Origin of the sequence: Streptomyces sp. NPDC101165 (genome assembly GCF_044768135.1) — a bacterium.
In the GTDB taxonomy this organism is placed as follows: domain Bacteria; phylum Actinomycetota; class Actinomycetes; order Streptomycetales; family Streptomycetaceae; genus Streptomyces.
Genome location: NZ_JBIWPG010000029.1, coordinates 50751 through 72834, shown reverse-complemented (window position 1 = coordinate 72834; position 22084 = coordinate 50751). Strand labels below are relative to the sequence as shown.

The 22084-nt window shown below is 71.8% G+C and carries 22 protein-coding genes; 10 read left to right on the top strand and 12 right to left on the bottom strand.

Going from position 1 to position 22084, the window contains the following annotated elements; translation table 11 throughout:
• The first annotated feature begins 283 nt into the window (after positions 1–283).
• Both ACIRVH_RS41520 and ACIRVH_RS41515 read left to right on the top strand, forming a co-directional pair.
• A complete protein-coding gene (locus ACIRVH_RS41520; RefSeq protein WP_403965007.1) occupies positions 284–736 on the top strand; it encodes an ATP-binding protein in 453 nt (150 codons plus the stop codon).
• 9 nt (positions 737–745) lie between these two features.
• A complete protein-coding gene (locus ACIRVH_RS41515; protein ID WP_403965005.1) occupies positions 746–1156 on the top strand; it encodes a helix-turn-helix domain-containing protein in 411 nt (136 codons plus the stop codon).
• 19 nt (positions 1157–1175) lie between these two features.
• Here ACIRVH_RS41515 and ACIRVH_RS41510 read toward each other — a convergent pair whose 3' ends face one another.
• Positions 1176–2381 carry an epoxide hydrolase family protein gene (locus ACIRVH_RS41510; protein WP_403965003.1) on the bottom strand — a complete coding sequence of 402 codons (1206 nt, stop codon included), beginning with the start codon at positions 2379–2381 and terminating at the stop codon, positions 1176–1178.
• A 122-nt stretch (positions 2382–2503) separates the two neighbouring features.
• Here ACIRVH_RS41510 and ACIRVH_RS41505 point away from each other — a divergent pair, with 122 nt between their 5' ends.
• Positions 2504–2986 (top strand): VOC family protein, encoded by a 483-nt coding sequence (locus ACIRVH_RS41505; protein ID WP_403965001.1) that lies wholly within the window; start codon positions 2504–2506, stop codon positions 2984–2986.
• Between the two features lie 24 nt (positions 2987–3010).
• On the opposite strand, the gene ACIRVH_RS41500 is transcribed toward ACIRVH_RS41505, so the two are convergent.
• From ACIRVH_RS41500 to ACIRVH_RS41480, 5 genes are all read right to left on the bottom strand, one after another.
• Complete coding sequence (locus ACIRVH_RS41500; RefSeq protein WP_403964999.1) at positions 3011–3901, bottom strand: aminoglycoside phosphotransferase family protein; 891 nt, start codon at positions 3899–3901, stop codon at positions 3011–3013.
• Positions 3902–4001: 100 nt separating this feature from the next.
• Positions 4002–4886 carry a geranyl diphosphate 2-C-methyltransferase gene (locus ACIRVH_RS41495; protein ID WP_403964997.1) on the bottom strand — a complete coding sequence of 295 codons (885 nt, stop codon included), beginning with the start codon at positions 4884–4886 and terminating at the stop codon, positions 4002–4004.
• A 49-nt stretch (positions 4887–4935) separates the two neighbouring features.
• A complete protein-coding gene (locus ACIRVH_RS41490; RefSeq protein ID WP_403964995.1) occupies positions 4936–5988 on the bottom strand; it encodes a family 2 encapsulin nanocompartment cargo protein terpene cyclase in 1053 nt (350 codons plus the stop codon).
• Between the two features lie 16 nt (positions 5989–6004).
• Positions 6005–7447, bottom strand: coding sequence for a family 2B encapsulin nanocompartment shell protein (locus ACIRVH_RS41485; RefSeq protein ID WP_403964993.1), 1443 nt, complete (start codon positions 7445–7447; stop codon positions 6005–6007).
• 219 nt (positions 7448–7666) lie between these two features.
• Positions 7667–8716 carry a zinc-binding alcohol dehydrogenase family protein gene (locus ACIRVH_RS41480; protein ID WP_403964991.1) on the bottom strand — a complete coding sequence of 350 codons (1050 nt, stop codon included), beginning with the start codon at positions 8714–8716 and terminating at the stop codon, positions 7667–7669.
• Between the two features lie 148 nt (positions 8717–8864).
• Here ACIRVH_RS41480 and ACIRVH_RS41475 point away from each other — a divergent pair, with 148 nt between their 5' ends.
• The gene (locus tag ACIRVH_RS41475; protein WP_403964989.1) at positions 8865–9659 is read left to right on the top strand and encodes a VOC family protein; all 795 of its coding nucleotides are present in this window, start codon (positions 8865–8867) and stop codon (positions 9657–9659) included.
• A gap of 34 nt (positions 9660–9693) precedes the next feature.
• Complete coding sequence (locus ACIRVH_RS41470; protein ID WP_403964987.1) at positions 9694–10386, top strand: ribonuclease H; 693 nt, start codon at positions 9694–9696, stop codon at positions 10384–10386.
• On the opposite strand, the gene ACIRVH_RS41465 is transcribed toward ACIRVH_RS41470, so the two are convergent.
• A complete protein-coding gene (locus ACIRVH_RS41465) occupies positions 10387–11208 on the bottom strand; it encodes a tyrosinase family protein (RefSeq protein ID WP_403964985.1) in 822 nt (273 codons plus the stop codon). It abuts the gene before it with no gap.
• A 34-nt stretch (positions 11209–11242) separates the two neighbouring features.
• Complete coding sequence (locus tag ACIRVH_RS41460) at positions 11243–11617, bottom strand: tyrosinase cofactor (protein WP_403964984.1); 375 nt, start codon at positions 11615–11617, stop codon at positions 11243–11245.
• A 344-nt stretch (positions 11618–11961) separates the two neighbouring features.
• Between ACIRVH_RS41460 and ACIRVH_RS41455 the strand changes: the two genes are divergently transcribed.
• From ACIRVH_RS41455 to ACIRVH_RS41445, 3 genes are all read left to right on the top strand, one after another.
• A complete protein-coding gene (locus ACIRVH_RS41455; RefSeq protein WP_403964982.1) occupies positions 11962–13161 on the top strand; it encodes an FAD-dependent monooxygenase in 1200 nt (399 codons plus the stop codon).
• Positions 13162–13290: 129 nt separating this feature from the next.
• Complete coding sequence (locus ACIRVH_RS41450; RefSeq protein WP_403964980.1) at positions 13291–14784, top strand: MDR family MFS transporter; 1494 nt, start codon at positions 13291–13293, stop codon at positions 14782–14784.
• A complete protein-coding gene (locus ACIRVH_RS41445; RefSeq protein ID WP_403964978.1) occupies positions 14781–15386 on the top strand; it encodes a TetR family transcriptional regulator in 606 nt (201 codons plus the stop codon). Before ACIRVH_RS41450 ends, ACIRVH_RS41445 begins: the two co-directional genes overlap by 4 nt.
• 1 nt (position 15387) lies before the next feature.
• Here the strand turns inward: ACIRVH_RS41445 and ACIRVH_RS41440 are convergent, their stop codons facing one another.
• A complete protein-coding gene (locus tag ACIRVH_RS41440) occupies positions 15388–16287 on the bottom strand; it encodes a LysR substrate-binding domain-containing protein (RefSeq protein WP_403964976.1) in 900 nt (299 codons plus the stop codon).
• Positions 16288–16454: 167 nt separating this feature from the next.
• On the opposite strand from ACIRVH_RS41440, the gene ACIRVH_RS41435 reads away from it, so the two are divergent.
• The gene (locus ACIRVH_RS41435) at positions 16455–17342 is read left to right on the top strand and encodes an SDR family oxidoreductase (RefSeq protein WP_403964974.1); all 888 of its coding nucleotides are present in this window, start codon (positions 16455–16457) and stop codon (positions 17340–17342) included.
• A gap of 20 nt (positions 17343–17362) precedes the next feature.
• On the opposite strand, the gene ACIRVH_RS41430 is transcribed toward ACIRVH_RS41435, so the two are convergent.
• The gene (locus ACIRVH_RS41430) at positions 17363–19096 is read right to left on the bottom strand and encodes a cholesterol oxidase substrate-binding domain-containing protein (RefSeq protein ID WP_403964972.1); all 1734 of its coding nucleotides are present in this window, start codon (positions 19094–19096) and stop codon (positions 17363–17365) included.
• Positions 19097–19233: 137 nt separating this feature from the next.
• Between ACIRVH_RS41430 and ACIRVH_RS41425 the strand changes: the two genes are divergently transcribed.
• On the top strand, positions 19234–20217 hold the full coding sequence (locus ACIRVH_RS41425) for an aldo/keto reductase (protein ID WP_403964970.1): 984 nt from the start codon (positions 19234–19236) through the stop codon (positions 20215–20217).
• A 16-nt stretch (positions 20218–20233) separates the two neighbouring features.
• Here the strand turns inward: ACIRVH_RS41425 and ACIRVH_RS41420 are convergent, their stop codons facing one another.
• Together ACIRVH_RS41420 and ACIRVH_RS41415 are read right to left on the bottom strand one after the other, a co-directional pair.
• Positions 20234–20887 carry a DUF2238 domain-containing protein gene (locus ACIRVH_RS41420; protein WP_403964968.1) on the bottom strand — a complete coding sequence of 218 codons (654 nt, stop codon included), beginning with the start codon at positions 20885–20887 and terminating at the stop codon, positions 20234–20236.
• Positions 20888–20994: 107 nt separating this feature from the next.
• Positions 20995–22029: a hypothetical protein gene (locus ACIRVH_RS41415; protein WP_403964966.1), complete on the bottom strand. Its 1035-nt coding sequence runs from the start codon at positions 22027–22029 to the stop codon at positions 20995–20997.
• Positions 22030–22084 lie beyond the last annotated feature (55 nt).

Sequence of the window (22084 nt, the reverse complement as noted above, 5' to 3'; positions counted from 1 at the left end):
CGACGGAGAAGTCCAGCGCCGCCGAGTCCTCCAGCGCTCAGGAGCAGCCGCCGGCCGAGAACTCTCCCGCCGAGAACTCTCCGGCCCAGAACCCGCCCGCCGAGAACTCCCCGGCGGAGAACGCCCCGGCGACGTGAGCGCCCCCACAGTCCCGTCCCGGCGGCTGTGACAAAGCTCGCTGTGCGCGGTCGGCGAACGCATCAGGGGACTGCCGGGCCCGGCTCGGGGTACGAGGACTGGTGCAACCCTGAACGGCCGGATCGGGCTTCCGAGAGAGACACGCATGACCGAATACCTGGGCGGGGCAGTGATACCGACTGGTTTCGACGTACCCGTGGAGCCGCTGCGACGCGCGGTGCACTACACCGGCGAACCCGGATGCATCGGCGACGCACGGGCTTTCGCGGCCCAGTTCCTGCAGCAGCTGAGGACCGAGTGGTGCGCCGCCATCGACAGCCGGACCGACGGCGAGCTGCTCCTCGTCGTGAGCGAGCTGGTCACCAACGCGGACCGGCACAGCAGCGGCCCCTACATCCTGGAGCTGGAGGGCACGGACACCGCCGTCACGGTGGTGGTGTACGACAGCAGCTCGGCCCTGCCCCGCCGGTTCCCGAAGGACCCCGAGCGCGTCGGCAGGCACGGTATGGAGATCGTGCACGCCCTGGCCGCGAAGGTGACCGTGGAGCGCGTGCCGGTCGGCAAGCGCGTGTGCGCGCGGGTGGAACTCGGGTCCTAGGGTGAGGGGGTGAGCAATCAGGTGAGCAACGAAGCCCGAGTGATCCCGCTCCGCCAGGAGCCGAACCGGACCGAGCCGGTCCGGACGGACGCTCCGGAGCCCGCGCCCAGGGAGCCCCTGTGGCGCGATCTGGTCGGTGAGGTGCTGCGCCGTGAGCGGCTGGCGCAGGAGCGCACGCTCCGGGAAGTGGCCGACGAGGCCCGGATCTCCCTGCCCTATCTCTCCGAGATCGAGCGCGGTCGCAAGGAGGCCTCCTCCGAGGTCCTCGCGGCGGCCGCCCGCGCACTCGGCCTGGGCCTCGGCGACCTGCTGTCACTCGCGCAGGGCGAGCTGACCCGGCACACCGCCGCGGGCCGCCGTACGGTCGCGGTGCCGCAGCACCCGTACAAGCCGTACAACGGGTTGTGCCTGGTGGCCTGAGGTACCGCCTCCGGTCCGCTCAGCCGATGCCCTTCTCGCGCAACTGCCGGAAGAAGGCCCGGAGGTCGGCGGCCAGCAGGTCCGGTTCCTCCAGGGCCGCGAAGTGCCCGCCCCGGTCGAACTCCGTCCAGCGGACGATGTTCTCGGTCCGGTCCGCCCTGTGGCGCAGCGGGATCTGGGGCTCGGCGGGGAACAGGGCGAGGGCCGTCGGCACCGTGGACGGCTCGGCGGGCCGGGTGGTCCGGCCGCGTGCATGGGCCCGCTCGTAGTAGAGGCGCGCGGACGAACCGGCCGTGCCGGTCAGCCAGTACAGTATGACGTTCGTCAGCAGCCGGTCCCGGTCGACGGCCTCCTCCGGCACCTCCTCGGAGTCGGTCCACTCCCGGAACTTCTCTACGATCCAGGCGAGTTGACCGACCGGCGAGTCCGTGAGCGCGTACCCGAGGGTGTGCGGCCGGGTGGACTGCAGGACGGCGTAGCCCGTGCCCTCGCGCGACCACTGCGCCCACCGCCGCCACGAGGCGAGGGTGTTCTCCCGCTCCTGCACACCGAGCCCGCTCAGTTCCTCCGCGCCGGGCTCGGTGGCGGCCTGGGCGCCCGGCAGCAGGGTGAGGTGGACGCCGATCACCCGGTCGGGACGGGCGCGGCCCAGCTCGCGGGAGACGACCGCGCCCCAGTCGCCGCCGTGTGCGCCGAAGCGCTCGTAGCCGAGGCGCCGCATCAGCTCCGCCCAGGCATCGGCGATCCGGGCCGCTTCCCAGCCGGGCTGCGTGGTGGGCCCGGAGAGACCGAAGCCCGGGAGTCCCGGCACCACGACATGGAACGCGTCGGCGGCCTCGCCGCCGTGCGCCACCGGGTCGGTGAGCGGCTCGACGACGTCCAGGAACTCGACGATCGACCCCGGCCAGCCGTGCGTCAGGATCAGCGGGGTCGCGTCCGGCTCGGGGGAGCGCACATGGGCGAAGTGGACGTGCGCCCCGTCCACGGTGGTGGTGAACTGCGGCCACTCGTTCAGCCGCGCCTCGGCGGCCCGCCAGTCGTACTCGTGCCGCCAGTACCGGGCCAGATCCCGCAGGTACCCGCCGGGAACGCCGTACTCCCAGCCCGCCCCCGGCAACTCGGCCGGCCAGCGGGTGCGGTCGAGGCGGTCGTACAGGTCGTCCAGATCGCTCTGCGGGACCGACAGTCGAAACGGCCGGATGGTCTCGGCGGACGCAGACGTCATGGCCCGGATGCTAGTGCCCGGCGGGCCGTGTCCCCGGGAAGCCGGTCGGTGGCCGACCGATGAGTTTCGGAGCGCGGGCCGGTCGATACACATGACCGTGTTCCACGCCCCAGGAGGTGCGCATGACCACCGACGGATTCACCACGTGTCTCTGGTTCGACGGCCAGGCCGAGGAGGCCGCCGACTACTACGTGTCGATCTTCAAGAACTCCAGTGTCGGCCGCGTCGGCCGCTTCACCGAGGCCGGGCCCGGACCGGCCGGTTCCGTGGTGGCCGTGGAGTTCACGGCCAACGGCCAGAAGTTCGTCGCGCTCAACGGCGGCCCCCAGTTCAAGTTCAACGAGGCGATCTCGTTCCAGATCTTCTGTGCCGACCAGCAGGAGATCGACTACTACTGGAACCGGCTCACCGAGAACGGCGGCGAGGCCGGGCCCTGCGGCTGGCTCAAGGACAGGTACGGCGTCTCCTGGCAGGTCGTCCCCGATCGCCTGATCGACATGATCGGCGACCCGGACCCGGAGAAGGCGACCCGCACCAGCCGCGCCATGCTGAGCATGGGCAAGCTCGACATCGCCGAGCTGGACAAGGCATACGCGGGGGAGTAGGCCGTCCCTCGGGGGACTGGGCCGCTACCCGGCCTCGGCGAGGATCTCGGCGATCACATGCCGGGAGTTCTCCGCCAGCGCCGGGTTGGTGTGCCAGTAGTACGGCAGCTGGATCAGCGAGATCGACAGCGCCCAGCCCCGCCCGCGCGCCCACTCGGCGTCGTCGGCGCCCACGGTCTTGCGGAAGGTGTCGCGGGCGCTCGTGGGCAGCAGGTTCCAGGCCACGATCAGGTCCACGGCGGGATCGCCGACCCCGGCACAGCCGAAGTCGATCACCGCGCTCAGCCGCCCGTCGGCCACCAGGACGTTCCCCGGGGACAGATCGCCGTGCATCCAGGCCGGTGACCCGCCGTGCTCTGGGGCGCGCAGCGCACGCTCCCACACAGACGTCACCGTGTCCGTGTCGATCCTGCCGGCGAGCTGCTCCAGGGCGGCCCGGGTCGGCTCGTCGCGGGTCGCGAGCGGGACGCCCCGGCCGGCGGACGGCCCGTCCCGGAGGTCGGTCCGGCGCAGCGCGGCCACGAACGCCCCCAGCTCCTCGGCCAGCCGCTCCGGCGCCTCGACGGCACCCGCAACCGGATTGCGCCCGTCCAGCCAGCGGTACACCGACCAGGGCCACGGAAAGTCCTCGTCCGGCTCGCCGAGCCCGACCGGCTCGGGCGTGGCCACCGGAACGCGCGACCCCAGGAGGGGCAGCCAGCGCTGCTCGTGCACCACGTCGGCCACGGCGCCGGGATGCCGGGGCAGCCGCACCACCAGCTCCGTCCCCAGACGGAACATCGCGTTCTCGGTACCGGAGGACTCCAGACGCCGGACGGGCAGCGACGCCCGGGCGGGGAACTGCCGTGCGATCATCCGCCGCACCAGCGCAGCGTCGATCTCGACCTCGTCCTCGTGCATCTTCACCGCAGACATGGGGCCCCATCCAACGGCCCGGCGCGTCGCGTGTCGAGCGAAATACCGAGGGGGGCGGCGTCGTCGGACACCGCCCCCCCCGCCCGTCGGCCCGCCGGGGTCAGACCCGGTCGGCCACGATCAGCAGGTACTGGAAGCTGCCGTTGCGGTACGCGGACAGGAAGGTGTCCTCGATGCCCGTGACCAGGTGGTCCGCCTCCTTGCGCAGTTCCCAGTACGGGATGGTGGCCTGCGTCAGGTCCTCGACGTGCACCGGCACCAGCCGGTTGCGGGCCATCGCGCGGAAGTACTCCGACCTCGGGTGGATGTCGCAGATGTAGTGCGCGTTGATCAGGGACACCTCGCGCGAGGCCTGCCCGTAGGTGTCGTTGTAGCAGCCGGTGATCACCACGTACCGTCCGCCGCGGCGCAGCAGCCGGGCGTGCTCGGCGAACAGCAGGTCCAGCTCGACGTACATGGTGGACTCGTTGTTCCACGACGCGGCGTACGCGCCCGACTCGAAGCCGGTGTCGAGCATGTTGCGGTGGTGGTAGCGCACCTTGCCGTCGATGCCCCGCTTGCGGGCCATCTCGTTGGCGAAGTCGGCCTGCTTGGCGGAGATCGTGACACCGTCGGAGTGGCAGCCGTGGCGCAGGTTCGCCACGACGCTGCCGCCGCCCCGGCCGCAGCCGGCGTCGAAGACGCGGTCGGCGGGGGTGAGCGGGCCGAGGTGGCCGGCCAGCAGCTCGGCCTGGGCGTGCTCCAGACGGTGCAGTTCACCGGTGACCCGCTTCCTGCGCAGGTCAGGGTCGGGCTCGTCGAGTACCGACCAGTCGGCGTCCCCGATGCCGTAGTGGTGGTGGTACAGGTCGTCGATCTTTCCGAGTTCGAGGTTGACCGGGTTCTCCTCGGCGTTCCAGTAGTCCGCGACACGGGTCTGGTACGTGGACTGGGTCGGCACCGGAGCTGACGTGGGGGTCTTCCGGGCGACAGGGGCGGTGGTCAACAGTGACTCCTCGAAGTGCGTCTGACGGTGTTTCAGAGAACTGGTGGGATCACCAGTAGTCGGGAAGGTGGTAGCGGCTGGTGTTGGTGGAGTGCCACTCGTGGTTGCCGGCGACCCACGCGGACAGCCCCTGGGCGTAGCGCTCGACGAGGGGGGAGGCGGCGGACAGGAGGGCGGACTCCTCCTCGAAGGCCTCCATGATCCGGTTGTGGATCTCGACGGACTTCAGATAGGCCGCCTTCAGGCCGCGCCGGTCGTTGGCGGCGACCACCTGGGGCAGATTGAGATGGTCCGGATCGCTCGCCAGCTCCTTGGTGAAGGAGTACAGGTCGTTGACGATCGTGGTGGCGTTGCACGCGAGGGCGGTGATCCGCTGGATCTCCGGCCGGGCGTAGACCTGTTCGGGCAGTTCGTAGCCGTCCACCGCGTCGACGAGCGACAGACAGGGGCGGAAGTTGTTGAACTGCCGCATCACCAGGTACTCCCAGACCCGCGGCACGTACTTGGTCTCCATCCAGGCGGCCTCGCCCAGGTAGCCCATGTGCAGCCGGGCCATGTCGTGCACGAACCGGTCGGTCTGGCTGGGCGTGGCGATGGCCGCGTAGTCCGCGAGGGCGAAGTGGTACGAGCGCAGCGGGCCGTCGGCCCGGATGCCCTCGCGCCACTCCTCCTCCAGCTCCGGGATGCCGTGGAAGGGGTCGAGCGCCGACTGGGCGACGATCAGCGGGCCGCCCAGACCGCGCCGCGATCCGCCCCGGCCCTCGTCCTCCTCGCAGTAGCAGGAGTCGACGATGTTCTCGGCGAGCAGCAGCTTGCCCGCGGCGGTGAGGCGGTCCAGGTCGAGAGCGCCCGGATGCTGGAGGACGACGGCCCGGCCGAACTGGAAGTCCGAGAATTCCCCGGTCCAGGCCTCGGGAAACAGATCCAGGTCGCGGGCCCAGGTCTCGAGCCGCCGGTCGATCTCGGCGGCCTTCTCCGGGTCGGCGGGAACGGCCGGCTGGTAGTGCAGTCCGGGGATCACCCCGGTGCGCCGCGGCCGGCGCATGCTCTGGGCGATGTTCGGCGGCCCGGGGAGTGCGTAGGAGTGGGTGGGTGTGCTCATGGCGTGCTCCAGGCCGTCAGTCGGCGGTCCGGCCGAGCTGGACGTTCTCCAGAACCCCCGCGGCGTCGGGGACCAGGATGGCCAGCGAGTAGTAGGCGGTGACGAGGTAGTTGATGATCGCGGCGGTGTCGATACCCATGAAGCGGACGTTCAGGCCCGGCTGGAACTCCTCCGGGATACCGGTCTGGTAGAGGCCGATGACGCCCTGGTCGGCCTCGCCGGTGCGCAGCGCGATGATGCTGGTGGTGTGGTCGTCGCTGATCGGGATCTTGCTGCACGGATAGATCGGGACACCGCGCCAGGCCGGGATCTCGTGTCCGTCGATGTTCGCGGAGGCGGGCATCAGACCGCGCCGGTTGCACTGCCGGAAGAAAGCCGCGATCGCCTTCGGATGCGCCAGGAACACCTTGGTCTTGCGGCGCATGGAGAGCAGCTCGTCCATGTCGTCGGGCGTCGGCGGCCCGGTGAAGGAGCTGATCCGCTGGCCGTAGTCGATGTTGTGCAGCAGCCCGAACTCCCGGTTGTTGACCAGTTCCCACTCCTGGCGCTCACGGATCTCCTCGACCGTGAGGCGCAGCTGCTGCTGGGTCTGGTCCATCGGGCTGTTGTAGAGGTCGGCGACCCTGGTGTGCACCCGCAGCACGGTCTGGGTGAGCGACAACTCGTATTCACGGGGGGCGAGTTCGTAGTCCACGAAGCCGCCGGTCAGGGTCTGCTCGCCGACGTGGCCGGCCTGCACCGGGACCTCCGCCTCGCCCTTGCGGTTCATCGGCTTGCGCTGCTGCTCGACGTACGCGTGGAGATGGGCGGCGAGGGACGGCGCCCGCTCGGTGAACTCCTGGACGACGTCCCAGGGCAGCGCCAGCACCACGCCCGCCGTCTCCGCCCGCACCGAGGTGAGCCACAGCGGGTCGGACTGGCCGACCGCCTCGTCGCCCATCTGGTCGCCGTCCGTGACGACCCCGACGATCTCCTCCTGGCCGTACTTGCCGGCCGCGAACCGGGTGAACCTGCCGTGCACCACCAGGTACGTCTCCGTGACCGGCTGCCCGGCCTCGAACAGCACCTGGCCCGGGCGCACCTCCCGGGGCTGGAAGCGGGTGGCCATCTCCCGCAGTACGTCCAGGTCGGGGTAGCCGCGCAGGATCGGCAGCTCGGTCAGCGTCTCGGGAACGACCCGGATGTCGTCGGCGCCGTTCTGCTCGAAGTGCACGCGCCCGCGCCCGGTACGCAGTTGCAGACGGCGGTTGACCCGGTACGTGCCGCCCTTGACGTCCACCCACGGCAGGGTCTTCAGCAGCCATCGCGAGGTGATGGCCTGCATCTGCGGTTCGGACTTGGTCGTCGTGGCGAGGTTGCGGGCCGCCCGCGTGCTCAGGCTGGTGAGCTGCCCGTCGGTCGGGGGCCCGGGATCGGGTTCGTCGACTGCGGAACCGGTGGCGATGTCCGGAGTGGACACATTCCCTCCTGCGGAGAGGCGAACGGGGGTGATGGGGATCGGTCGGTGGGGCACGGGGTGCCGGTGCGCTCCGACCAGCCAAACAGGACGCGTGATCTTCGGGTACAGCGCGAAGGGGGCGCCTTTGATCAACAAGTGGTGCAAACCCACCGTCGAGAGCGCCGGGAGGCCGCGTTCGTGATCATGCGCCGGAACTCTGCCTCCGCACGCGGTGAATCCTCACGTTTGCGCTCGGGAAAGATCGTTCACCAGCACCGCCGCCCCCTCGAAGTGCCCGGCCTTGAGGTCTTTCAGGGCCTGTGGCGCCTGCGACAGGGGATACGTGTGCGTCGTCGCGCGGACTTTGTGCAGCGCGGCCTTCTCCAGGAACTCGCGGCCGTCCGCGCGTGTGTTGGAGGTGACGCTGCGCAGTTCCTTCTCGTAGAAGAGGTCGGTCTCGTAGTGCAGCGGCGGTACGTCGCTCAGGTGGATGCCCGCCACGGACAGGACCCCGCCGCGGTCCAGCGCCCGCAGCGCGACCGGGACCAGGTCGCCGACCGGCGCGAACAGGATCGCGCTGTCCAGGGGTTCCGGCGGCTGCTCGTACGCGTCGCGTGCCGAGGCCGCGCCCAGTTCGAGGGCCAGCTGCCGGGCGGCCGCGCCGCGCGTGAGGACGTGCACGGTGGCGCCCTCGGCGATGGCCACCTGCGCGCACAGGTGGGCGCTGCCCCCGAAGCCGTACAGCCCGAGCCGGCCGCGCGGCGGCAGCGAGGCGCGTCGCAACGCGCGGTAGCCGATGATCCCGGCGCACAGCAGCGGTGCCAGTGCCACGTCGTCCAGTGCGCCCGGCAGCCGGTAGGCGAAGTCCGCCGGTACGGTCGTGTACTCGGCGTAACCGCCGTCGGCGTCCCAGCCGGTGTACCGGGACCGCGGGCACAGGTTCTCGGCGCCCCGCAGGCAGTACGCGCACGCGCCGTCGGTGTGCCGCAGCCAGGCCACGCCCACCCGGTCGCCCACGGCGAAACCCTCGACGCCCGCGCCGAACCCGGCGACCACACCCACCACCTCGTGCCCGGGGGTCACCCCCTGCCGGTGCACCGGCAGGTCCCCCTCGGTGACGTGCAGGTCGGTGCGGCACACTCCGCAGACGCGCACGTGGACCAGCAGCTCGTCGTCCCCGGGTACGGGCACCGGCCGCTCGACGAATCGGAGGGGGTTCTCCTCCACCGGCCCGGGCCGGGGCACCGACCATGCCCGCGTCGTCCCTGCCGTCGCCATCAACTCCGACATTCCGCGCCTCGTCTCACCGAAGCCCGCCGTCTCCCCGCGCCTCCCTCGTCCAGTGTCGGGCAGTTTCACCCGTTCGGCGCGCGGGGCGCCCCAGGGATGACTAGCGTGAGAATACGGACAATCCGTCTCATCGGAGAGGGCCGCGACCATGGCCGTGCAACCTGAAGGAACGCCCTGTTGGGCCGACGCGATGTTCACCGACATCGAGGGCGCCAAGAACTTCTACGGCGAGGTCCTCGGCTGGACCTTCGGCGAGGCGACGTCGGAGTACGGCAACTACACACAGGCCTATGCGAACGGCAAGGCGGTGGCCGCCGTCGTGCCGCCGATGCCCGGCCAGGAGGGGCAGTCGCAGTGGTGTCTGTACTTCGCGTCGCCGGACGCCGCCGCCACCGCGGCCAGGATCCGGGACAGCGGCGGCGAGGTGCTGATGGAGCCGATGCAGGTCGGCGATTTCGGCACGATGTGCCTGGCTCTCGAGCCCAGCGGTGCGGTGTTCGGTGTGTGGCAGGCGGGTGTCCACGAGGGCTTCGAGGCGACGGCGGTGCCCGGTGCCTACTGCTGGGCCGAGGTCTTCACCCGCGACCCCGACAAGACGGACACGTTCCTCACGGCCGTCTTCCCGTACGCGGCGAAGCAACTCGATGACGACGGGGTCGACTTCCGCGTCTTCAACCTCGACGACGACACGGTTCTGGGCCGGATGCGGATGACCGACGAGTTCCCGGCCGAGATCCCGTCGTACATCAACGTGTACTTCGGCGTCGACGACTGCGACGCGGCCGTGGCCCGGGCCGCCAAGCTGGGCGGCATTCTGCGCTTCGGGCCCATGAGCAGTCCCTTCGGCCGGTTCGCGGCGCTCAGCGACCCGCAGGGCGCGAACTTCTCCGTGATCGACACCACGACCACCGAGGGCGACAGGCCCCGCTTCCAGGACGTCTGACCAGGCGCGGAGCGATGGCGGGCGCGGCCATGGCATGATCGACCGCATGCGTGAACGTGTGGTGGCCGCGTGCGACGGGGCTTCGAAGGGAAACCCCGGACCGGCCGGATGGGCATGGGTGGTCTCGGACGACGAGCGGACCCCCGCCCGCTGGGAGGCGGGTCCGCTCGGCCGGGCCACCAACAACGTCGCCGAACTGACCGCCCTGGAGCGCCTGCTGGCGGCCGTCGACCCGGACGTGCCGCTGGAGATCCGCATGGACTCGCAGTACGCGATGAAGGCGGTCACCACCTGGCTGCCCGGCTGGAAGCGCAACGGCTGGAAGACGGCCGCCGGCAAGCCGGTCGCCAACCAGGAGCTGGTGGTCCGCATCGACGAGCTGCTCGACGGCCGCTCGGTCGAGTTCCGCTACGTCCCCGCCCACCAGGTCGACGGCGACCCGCTGAACGACTTCGCCGACCGCGCCGCCAGCCAGGCCGCCTCGGTCCAGGAAGAGGCGGGCAGCGACCTCGGCTCCCCGGAGCCGCCCCCGTCGCCCGACACGCCCAAGGCGGCCGCCGCCCGCCGCAAGGCGCCCCGCCGGACCGCCGGCGGAGCGTCCCCGCGCACCATCAAGGCGAAGTTCCCCGGCCGCTGCCTGTGCGGCCGCAGCTACGCGGCCGGCGAGTCCATCGCCAAGAACGCGCAGGGCTGGGGCCACCCGGAGTGCCGTACCGCCGAGGCCTGATCAGCTGTCGAAGGTGTAGAACTTCGTGTGGTCCAGCAGGTCCGACGGGCGCACGTCGTTCCACGGCTTCATCGTGTCGTTCAGATCGATGACGTCGGGCGTCCCGCCGGTCGGCACGTAGCCGGCGTCCGGGTGCCGGCGCTGCCACTCGGCCCACAGCTTGTCGACGTAGGCGTGGTGCAGCCAGAACACAGGGTCGTTGGGGGAGACCCCGGTGCCCATCTGCCCGCCGACCCACACGTGGACCCGGTTGTGCAGGTTGACCCCGCGCCAGCCCTCGAGGTTGTTGCGGAAGCCGTCGGAGGAGCTGTTGTACGGCGCCATGTCGTAGGTGGCCATGGCCAGCACGGACTCCACCTCGGCGCGCGTCGGCAGCTCGCGCACGCCCGTACCGAGCGAGCGGCGCAGGAACGTACGGCCGTCCACGCGGACGCTCATCGGCCAGTTGCCGGTGGACCCGGCGAACGGGCCGTCCATCACCCGGCCGTCGCTGCTGCGCCCGGTGCCGCCGAGGAAGTCCGGCCCCCACAGCGAGGCGCGCACCGTGCGGTCGGTGCTCCAGTCCCAGTACGGCAGGGCGACCGAGGAGTCGACCGCCTGCAGGGCCCCCTCGAAGTCGAGCAGGAATCTGCGGTGCCAGGGCAGGAAGGACGGGGAGCGGTGGCCGGTCCGTTCACCGCTGTCGGTGTCGGCCATGATGAAGCCGTTGTGCGTGCGGACGAACTCGTCGTAGCGTCCGCTGCGCTTGAGTTCGAGGACTGCGTTGACGAAACGGCGCTTCTCGTCGGCGGTCAGAGTGGCCTGGTTCTTGCGAACGGTCATGTGCGTGGTGCTCCGGATGTCCTTGCGAGGGCGGTCAGTTGGCGGGGAACGGCAGCAGCGGGGCGCCCTGCAGCTCGTCCACCGCAGCACGGGCGGCGGCGCGCGGCGTGGACACCGGGTCGTAGTGGCTGACGACGCTGATCCAGCTGCCGTCCGCGTTCCGCATCACGTGCAGCTCCACCCCGTCGACGAACACGGAGTAACCGCCGCCGTGTTCGTGGTGGTGACCGTCCATGCTGGACGGACGACCCTGTATTCGGCGGCCCTTGTAGACCTCGTCGAAGGAATCCGGTGCGCCGTGCTGGTGTTCGGCGGCCGAGGCGCCGGGTGCGACGAGCGTGGCGGCCGAGGCCGTTGCGGCCAGGGCGGCCGCCGCGGTGAGCGCGCGGCGCCGGGTGATTTCGGGCATGCGTGTCCTCCTGTGGGGGGAGTTCGAGTGGTGACTCCGCATGCCTACCGGGCCGTCCCGGAGGGGAAGAAATCGCCCGGAACCGGTTGGCCGTGATCCGGACAATTAGCCACATGTCGTAGAAGATTGAATCAAGATGATCTTGCTGCGGTGATGGGCTCTTCTGCTGCGGAACAGGGAATTCCTTGCCGAGGTGTCCGGGAATTCGGTGATCTTTCCCGTTCGCGATCCGCCCGAGTGGTGCGGGTCACCGCGCCAGACTGACGCGATCCCGAAGCCCGTCCGCACCCCTGCTACCCTGCGGTGCCGTTCGGCCACGATCGGTAATCGTCAGGGGTGGGTGCGTGAAGGTCGTCTGTGTCGGAGGCGGGCCCGCCGGCCTGTACCTCGCCATCCTGCTCAAGCGGCAGCACCCCGCCCATGACATCACCGTCCACGAACGCGACCCCGAGGGCTCCACCTACGGCTGGGGCGTCACGTACTGGCGCGCGCTGCTCGACCGGCTCCACGAGCACGACCCCGAGTCCGCGCGTGCGATCGAGCAGAGTTCGGTCCGCTGGAACCAGGGTGTGGCCCACGTCCGCGACCGGGTGACCCGGCAGCACGGCGACGAGGGGCACGGCATCGGCCGCCACCGCCTTCTGGAGATCCTCGCGGAACGCGCCCGATCCCTCGGCGTACGGCTGCAGTTCGAGAGCGAGGTCACGGCCGCCGACCTGCCCGGGGCCGACCTGGTCGTGGCGGCCGACGGCGTCCACAGCGCCCTGCGCACCCGCCACGCCGACCACTTCGGCACGCAGCTCGGCGAGGGCCGCAACCACTACCTCTGGCTCGGCACCACCAAGGTCTTCGACGCCTTCACCTTCGCCTTCGTGGAGACCGCGCACGGCTGGATCTGGTGCTACGGCTACGGCTACAGCGGCGAACACAGCACCTGCGTCATGGAGTGCTCCCCGGAGACCCTCACCGGCCTCGGCCTGGACCGGACGGACGAGGGCAAGGGGCTCGCGCTGCTGGAGAAGCTCTTCGCCGGAATCCTCGACGGCCACCCCCTCATCGCCGGTCGCGGCGCCCCCTGGCCGACCTTCCGCACCCTCACCAACCGCACCTGGCACCGCGACAACCTCGTCCTGCTCGGCGACGCCGCCCACACCACCCACTACTCCATCGGCGCGGGCACCACCCTCGCCCTGGAGGACGCCATGTGCCTCGCCGCCGCCCTCGGCGAGCACGCCACCCTCCCCGCGGCGCTCGCCGCCTACGGACGGCAGCGCAGGTCCGAACTGCTCTCCGCGCAGAGCGCCGCCCGTTGCAGCGCCCAGTGGTACGAGAACCTGCCCCGCTACATCCACCTGCCCCCGCACCGCATGTTCGCCCTGCTCGGCCAGCGCCACTCGCCGTTGCTGCCGTACGTCCCGCCGCAGCTCTACTACGGCATCGACAAGGCGGCAGGACGGCTGGAGGTCCTGCGCAGGTTCAAGCGCTGGGTCGGCCCCAGGGCGGCCCGCGCCCTGCATGCCCGATCGACGGCGCACCGGAGCTAGTGCGCTCCGCTGTCTCCCCCCTCCATCGCGGTCCCCCCCCCATGGCTGGAGTCCTTGGGTGAATGGCCATTCACTCGATAAGGTGAATTTCTATTCACCGAGTCGTCCGAGCCGTTCACAGGAGCGCCCATGGGCCACCCCGCCCCGATACCCCAGCCGCCCGGCACGTCCACCGCGGCGCCCCGGCTGCGGGACCGCCTCACCATCCCGGTGCTCGCGTCGGGCGGCATCCTCATGGCCGTCATGCAGACCGTGGTCGTACCGCTCCTGCCCGACCTGCCACGGCTGACCCACGCCTCGGCGGCCACCGTCTCCTGGATGGTCACCGCGACCCTGCTGGCCGGGGCCGTGCTCACCCCCGTGCTCGGCCGGGCCGGCGACATGTACGGCAAGCGCCGGGTGCTCACCGCCGCGCTGGGCCTGATGACCGTCGGCTCGGTGATGTGCGCCCTGTCCTCCGACATCGGCGTGCTCATCGCGGCCCGCGCCCTCCAGGGCGCCGCCGCCTCCGTCGTCCCGCTCTCGATCAGCATCCTGCGCGACGAACTCCCGCCGGAGCGCCGGGGCTCGGCGGTGGCGCTGATGAGTTCCACGGTCGGCATCGGCGCCGCCCTCGGTCTGCCGCTCGCCGCGCTGGTCATCCAGTACGCCGACTGGCACACCATGTTCTGGCTGACCAGCGCCCTGGGCGCACTCGGTGTGGCGGCCACCTGGTGGGCGGTGAGGGAGTCGCCGGTGCGCGAGCCCGGCCGCTTCGACGTCCTCGGCACGCTGGGCCTGGCCGCCGGACTGGTGTGCCTGCTGCTGGGAGTCTCCCAGGGCGGTCAGTGGGGCTGGGGCAGCCCCCGGATCCTCGGGCTGTTCCTCGCGGCCGTCGCCGTCCTCGCCCTGTGGTGGTGGCAGCAGCTGCGCGCCGAGCGGCCGCTGGTCGATCTGCGCCTGGTCACCCGGCCGCGGGTGGGCCTGTCCCATGTGGCGGCCCTGCTGACCGGGTTCGCCTTCTACGCCAACTCGCTCGTGACCGCCCAGCTGGTGCAGGCGCCGAAGGCCACCGGCTACGGCCTCGGGCTGTCCATCGTCGCCACCGGCCTGTGCCTGCTGCCCGGCGGCGTCACCATGCTGCTCTTCTCGCCCCTGTCCGCACGCATCTCCGCCGCGCGCGGCCCGCGCATCACCCTCGCCCTGGGCGCCGCCGTCATCGCCTGCGGCTACGCGGTCCGCATCGCCGACAGCCGCGACCTGTGGATGATCATCCTCGGTGCCACGGTGGTGGCGACCGGCACCACCCTCGCCTACTCCGCGCTCCCGACCCTGATCCTGCGGGCCGTCCCGGCCGCCCAGACCGCCTCCGCGAACGGCGTCAACGTCCTCATGCGCACCATCGGCCAGGCCGTCTCCAGCGCCGCCGTCGCCGCCGTCCTCGTCCACCACAGCAGCCCCGTGGGTGGCGTTCCGGTGCCCACACTGCACGGCTATCTGCTGGCGTTCGGGATGGCCGGGGCCATCGCCCTGGTCGCCTGCGCCGCGGCCCTGTCCATCCCCGGCGATGGACCCACCGGCGACGCCCGGCGCGCCGGGGGAGCCACCCGGGGCGCGCGCGACGAGGCGATGGAGGGAGCATGAGTGCCGTGAGCACTCCATCCGGCCCCCGAGCGCCCGCCCCGGAAGCCCCCGCACGCCGCGACGCCGAGGCCACCAAGGCGGTCATCCTCAAGGCCGCCCGCCACCTGCTGGCCCGCCACGCGCACGCCGACATCACCCTGAAGGCGGTCGCCGAACGGGCCGGTGTCAGCCCGCCGTTGATCCTGAAGTACTTCGGCAACAAGGACGCCCTCTTCGCCCGCGTGATGTCCTTCGACACCGACGCGGACGACCTGCTCGACGCGCCGCTGGAGCAGCTGGGCCGCCACATGGTCCGCCATGTGCTGGCCAGCCAGCGCGAGCGCGGCGCCGACCCGCTGGTGCGTATCGCCTTCGCGCCCCTGCAGGGCGACCACGGCGAGATCCTGCGCGCCAACTTCCGCACCCAGGTGACCGAACGCCTCGCCGCCCGGCTCACCGGCCCCGACACGGGCCTGCGCGCCGAACTCGCCGTCGCCGGCCTCCTCGGGCTCGGTGCGATGTACGGCATCGCGCGCGGCCCGCACCTGCGCGAGACCGACATCGACGTCATCGCCGACCGCTACGGCCCCCTCGTACAGGAACAGCTGACGCCCGGCACCTGAGTCACTCGACGGCCTGGGCGCCGGTCAGCAGCGTCTCCGCGCACCTGCGGAACGCCGCGAGCAGCCGGCCGTTGTCGCCCGCGCGGGTCGCCAGCGCGACATGGCTCGGTTCGACGCCGTGCAGCGGGATCGAGGTGAGGCCGGGGCGGATGCGGAGGGCGGGGACGCCCGCCGCGATCGCCACCGCCTGCCCGGAGGCGACGAGTTCGAACTTGTCCTCGATGTCGTCGATGTACGGGCCGTCCGGGGCCGGGCTGCCGTCGGGCCGGGGGTCGATGCGCCAGAACGCGTCCCAGAGCCGGTCCGGTACCCGGGGGAGCGGCTCGTCGGCGATGTCGTCCACGGTGACCGACTCCTTGCCCGCCAGCCGGTGGTCGCGCGGGACGACCAGGATCCGCGGTTCGTCGTAGAGGACCGTCACCCGCAGGCCCTCGGTGACGAACGGCAGCCGGGCCACGAGCGCGTCCACGCGGTGGTCGAGCAGTGCGTCCCGTGCCTCGTTCCAACGCAGATGCGCGGTCCGCACGTCGGCCTCCGGGAACCTGCGCCGCAGGTCGCGCACCGCCGGGGTGACGAAGACGCCCGTGGTGAAGCCGATGGTGATCCGGCTGGGCTCGGCGGCGGCCCGGGCGACGGCGGCGGCCTGGGCCGCGGCGCGCAACAGCGCCTTCGCACGCGGCAGGAAGGCCTCTCCGGCCTCGGTGAGCCGGGTGCCCTGCGGGGTGCGGTCGAAGAGCCGGGCGCCCAACTGCTGTTCCAGACGCCGCACTTGACGGCTCAGCGACGGCTGGGCGATGTGCAGGGCGGTCGCGGCGCGGCCGAAGTGCCGGTGCTCGGCCACGACCGTGAAGTACCGCACCAGCCGAAGGTCGAGATCCATGGGGGCGGCCGCGTCGGTCATGCCTCAAGCGTACTGCCACGTGCGCCCTTCTCGGATGCTCGCAACAGTTCTGACCTGCGGTGATGCCTGATCTGCATTGCGTCATGCGAAACAGGCTTTGGACCTGGAGGCGGCCCCGGACCAACGATGAAGTCATTCCCGCCCAGCATCCGAGGAGCAGATCAACCATGCGTGTTTTCGTCACCGGTGCCACGGGGTTCGTCGGATCAGCCGTCGTTCCCGAACTCATCGCCGCCGGGCACGAGGTCGTCGGCCTCGCCCGCTCGGACGCGGCCGAGGCCTCGCTGAAGTCGGCGGGGGCCGAGGCGTACCGCGGCAGCCTGGACGACCCCGAGGGGCTGGCCCGCGCCGCGGCCGCGGCCGACGGCGTGATCCACCTGGCCTTCATCCACGACTTCACCGACATCTACGCCGCGGGCGCCACCGACCTGCGCGCCGTCGAGGCGATGGGCGCCGTTCTGACCGGCTCCGGCAAGCCCTTCCTGGTCACCTCCGGCACGGGGATCGTCCGGGCGGACGGTGCGGTCACCGAGGAGGACGGGCCCGCGCCGGGCGGGCACCGGACCGCGTCGGAGGAGGCCACGCTCGCGCTGGCCGAGCGCGGGGTGCGTGCCTGCCTGGTCCGGCTCGCCCCCTCCGTGCACGGCCGGGGCGATCAGGGGTTCGTACCGCGCCTGATCGGGATCGCCCGGGCGAAGGGCGTGTCGGCCTACCTCGGCGACGGCGCCAACCGCTGGACGGGCGTGCACCGTTCGGACGCGGCCCGGCTGTACCGGCTGGCCCTGGAGTCCGCGCCGGCGGGCACCCGGCTGCACGCGACCGACGAGGAAGGGGTGCCCTTCCGGGACATCGCCGCGGTCATCGGCCGGCACCTGGACGTACCCGTCGTCAGCGTCCCCGGCGAAGGGGCCCAGGACCACTTCGGCTGGCTCGGCCGGTTCGCCGGCGCCGACTGCCCGTCGTCGAGCACGCGGACCCGCGGGCTCCTCGGCTGGGAGCCGCAGGGGCCCGGCCTCCTCGCCGACCTCGACGAGGGCCACTACTTCGAGGCGTAGTCAGCGGCTTCCAGGCGAAGTCAGCGCAGCAGACCGTCGAGGAAGTCGTTCCCGAACACCCGGTGCGGGTCCAGGCGGTCGAGGATCCCGACCGCCTGCTCCCACACGCCGTCCTCGAACGAGCCGGGCACGGCCGAACCCAGCACCTCCGGGTCGCTCCAGACGGCGTCCTCGGTGTACGCCCAGCCCTTGGACCACTCCACGCGCGCGAGGGCGTACCCGCCGTCGTACGTGTCCAGCAGGAACCGCTCCAGCTCGCGCAGGAACGCCTCCGCGTACGGTGTCCCCGGCAGGGTCAGCACGTCCAGCCACACCGCGGTGTCCCACCCGGGGTGGGCCCCGCTCGGCCGCAGCGCGGACAGCAGCGGGGCGCGGGCGCCCTCGACGCCCGTGTCGGCAGGGTCGTCCAGGCCGGTCACCCGGATCTCCACCGAGCCGTTCACCGGGAACCGGCCCAGCGCCGCGTACGCCTCGAGCCGCTCCCGGTAACGGCTGGTGAACTCGTGCACCACCCGCTGCACCCCGGCCCGCGTCGTGAGGATCGCGTACCCGTTCGCGGTCACCCGCAGCGTGGTGGGCCGCAGGTACAGCAGGGTGTTCTTCGACCGCCCCCACAGATCGGCCGACAGCGTGGTCGCCAGCCCCAGGTCGGCCACGTCGAGCTGTGCGTTGCCGAGCGCCGGCGCCAGGTACCAGGCCGCGTCCGTGAACATGCGCCCGACCAGGTCGGCCACGAGGGGCGGCACGCTGTCGGAGAAGGGATAGTTGTACGGCGAGGTGACGTGCCGTGAGGTGAGCGGTCTGACGGGGGTGACGCTCCACTCCTTCAGCCACGGGAACTCGGTGAAGGCGAACCAGATCGTCTCGACCCGGCCCGAACGCCGCAGGAACGTCTCCAGGGTGCGCCCGCGGGAGCCGGGCGCGGCGAACAGTTCGGAGGCCGGGATGTCGGTACGGCTGACACAGCGCAGGTTGCTGTCCGGGCCGACCCGCAGGACCGCCTCCGTGACGAAGGACCGGCCGAGCTGGGCCAGGAGCGCGGCGCAGTCCGCCTCGGTGCGGTGGAACGTCCGCAGGACGTAGGCCCCCGCGGCCTCGTCCCACACGACCGCGGTCAGCTCCAGCACCCGGTTGCTCAGCGAGCCGTACGTCGTGCCGGCCGGCGGGTGCTCACCGTCGGCCGGCACGGCCGTGCCGTGCGCGTCGATCGCCAGGGCGCCGCCGAGGGTGAGGTCGCCGGGAGCGGGTGTGGCGGTGAGGCCCAGACCGTGCTCCTCCAGGAAGGTGAGCAGGGCTTCGAGGGTCACGCCCGTGCCGGCGCGCACCGCCGACGCGGACTCCAGCGCCACACCGGTCAGATGGGGTGCGGTGTCGACCAGCAGGACGCGGGCGTCCGCCGTCGTGCCGTCGGAGATGGTCAGTGGTGACCAGCCGTGCGAGCTGCCCCGCGCACGCACCCGCCACTCGTTGCGCCACGCCCAGTTGACGACGGAGAGCACCTGCTCCGGCGTGGAGGGCGCGCAGGCCCACAGCCCGTCCGCGGTGATCTCGCCCACCCAGTTGCGGTACGCCGAGCGGTGGAGCGCCACCTCGGCCGGAAACCCCGGGAGTTCGGCCGCGGCGAGGGCCGGATCGGCCGCGACCAGCACCGGTACGGCGGCCAGCGCGGCGGCGGTGCGCAGGAAGCCGCGGCGGGTCACGGGAACCGAACCGCCGTTGCGGGAAAGGAAGTTACTCACTGAACGATCGATCACGGACTCACGCTAAGGGCCGCTTTACGGCGACCGGCGTTCCGTCGAGTCCTCAATCACCCATGCGGGTGAAACACGCGCGGGCTCCCACCGGAGCCACGTGTTCCGCGGGATGCGAGGCCTGGTGACACACTGACGCCATGGACGAACGCGTAATCGGCAGGTCGGGTCAGCGGGCATCGGTCGTCGGACTCGGCACATGGCAGCTGGGCGCCGACTGGGGCGACGTGGACGACAAGGAGGCCCTGTCCGTCCTGGAGGCCGCGGCCGAGTCCGGGGTCACCTTCTTCGACACGGCCGACGTGTACGGCGACGGACGCAGCGAGTCGACCATCGCCGCCTTCCTGGGCGGCCGGCCCGATGTGCACGTGCTCGTGGCCACCAAGATGGGCCGCCGGGTCGAGCAGATCCCCGGGAACTACGTCCTGGACAACTTCCGCGCCTGGAACGACCGCTCCCGCCGCAACCTCGGCGTCGACCGCCTCGACCTGGTGCAGCTGCACTGCCCGCCCACCCCCGTCTACTCCTCGGACGAGGTGTTCGACGCCCTCGACACCCTGGTGGCCGAGGAGCGGATCGCCGCGTACGGCGTGAGTGTGGAGACCTGCGCCGAGGCGCTGACCGCGATCGCCCGGCCGAACGTGGCGAGCGTGCAGATCATCCTCAACCCGTTCCGCATGAAGCCCCTGTACGAGGTGCTCCCGGCGGCACGGGAGGCGGGCGTCGGCATCATCGCGCGTGTGCCGCTCGCCTCCGGACTGCTGTCCGGCAAGTACACCGAGGACACGGTGTTCGCGGCCGACGACCACCGCACCTACAACCGGCACGGCGAGGCCTTCGACCAGGGCGAGACCTTCTCCGGCGTCGACTACGCGACCGGCGTCGAGGCGGCCGCCGAGTTCGCCGCGCTCGCCCCCGAGGGGTACACACCGGCCCAGCTGGCCCTGCGCTGGATCGCCGAGCAGCCCGGCGTGACCACCGTCATCCCCGGGGCCCGCCACCCGGAGCAGGCCCGGGCCAACGCGGCCGCCGCCAAGCTGCCGCCGCTGCCCGACGAGACGTTCACCGCGATCCGCGACCTGTACGAGCGCCGGATCAAGGACCAGGTGGAACAGCGCTGGTAGGTGCCGTCCGGGGCGGTCAGCCGGCCGTACGGGCTTCCAGCGCGGCCAGCTGACGGTCGTGCACCCTGCTGAGCAGCAGCAGCGACAGTACGGCGCCGATCAGGGCACAGAACATGTCCCACTGGGTGTCCCACACGTCGCCCTGGGTGGCGAGGAAGGCGTCCGCGCTGTGCCCGCCGATCACGGCGGCCGCCCACTCCAGCAGTTCGAAGCAGGCGCTGAAGGCGAGGCAGGCGCACACGGTGAGCGGGGCCAGCCAGCGGCTGCCGCGCAGCGGCGAGGTGCGGGTGAGCAGTTCGCGGACGAGGACGGCCGGGACGAAGCCCTGCATCAGGTGCCCGAACCGGTCGTACGGGTTGCGGGACAGACCGAAGGTGTCCCGCACCCAGTCGCCCGCCGGCACCTGCGCGTAGGTGTAGTGGCCGCCGACCGCGAGGACCAGAGCGTGCGCGGCCAGCAGCCCGCACAGCAGCCCGGTCAGCGGGAAGCGCCGCCAGACCAGCACCACCAGGGGCAGCCCGACCAGCGCCCAGACCGTCTCCAGGAACCAGGTCGTGCGGTCGTGCACGTCCCACGCCGACACGGCGAGGCCCACGGCCACCACACCCGCGAACAGGGCGGGCGGCACACGGCGCGGTGCGGGCAGCGGGGCGGGGTGCACTGCGGTCATGGCGGGGCTCCTTGCAGGAGGAGAGGAAGGAGCCCCCATGGTGGCGGCGGCCGACGGCCCGGGCATGAGTACCGCTACTCAGCCCGGGCTGAGGATGTCCGCCGGCCCTACGACTGGCTGCCCGTGGCCCCGCGCAGCGCGGTCAGGCAGCTGCCGATGGCCTGCTGGAGCTCCTCCAGGCGCTGGACCATGTCGTCCTCGTAGAAGTCCTGGGCGTCGTCGAAGGTCAGCTCCTCGAACGCCCGGGTCGCCTTCTGCAGGCTGCTGTAGAACTTCGTCCGCCGCTCCTGGACCCGCAGCTCGGGGTCGGCCTCGACCGTCTCGGCGACGAGCGACTTCAGGGTGTCGTAGGCCTCGGTGGCCCACTCGCCGGTGTCCTCGCCGTCCTCCAGCTCGTCGATCAGTGACAGATGCCGCTCGGCCTCCTCGCGCAGCTCGACGGGCGCGTCCACGGTCTGGCCGGCCGGCGTCCTGATCCGGCCGGACTCGGCGATCTGCCGGACGTAGCCGATCCGGTCGGCCGAGCGGCTCTCGCTCGCCACGGCCTTCTTCAGGTCGTCGGTGCGTACGACGTCCCGGGCCAGCTCGGCCTGCAGGTGCGTGTCCTCCTTGAGCCGGTCCAGCAGCGCGGAGCGGGCGGCCCGGGCGGTGGAGGGGTCGGCGAGGATCGCGGCGCGCAGCGCGGTGGGGTTCTCGGCGACCTCCAGAGCCTTGGTGGGGCGGATGCCCTCGGCCTCGGCGGCCTGGGCGATGGCGGTGCCGCGCTCGGAGGTGGCGCTGTTGCGGGAGACGTAGTAGCTCAGCCACACGTCGGCGTCCGGCAGCTCGACGTCCTGGCCCGGGTGGAGCGCCTCGAAGTGCGGGACGAGCCCGTCGTCGGCCGCGCGGTCCCAGGCCTTGTAGTAGCGCATGACCCGCTCGGGCGAGCAGCTGGCCAGCTCCGCGAACTCCTTAGCCGACACCTTCGGCGTCTCACCGGCGGCCTGCCCGCCCGGCCGCACGCTGCGCGCCACCATCAGCGCGAAGGCCCAGCCGCCGGTGCGCGCGTAGACGCCGAACTCGCGTGCGTCCCGCGCCACGAGGTCGGACAGGGGCGCCGCGGTCGGCGCGGACGTCTCGGACGGGTCGATCGCAAGGGTCACGGATGGCTCTCCTGGAGGCATGTCTGGGCGGGACCGCACTCGGTGCGCGAGTGCG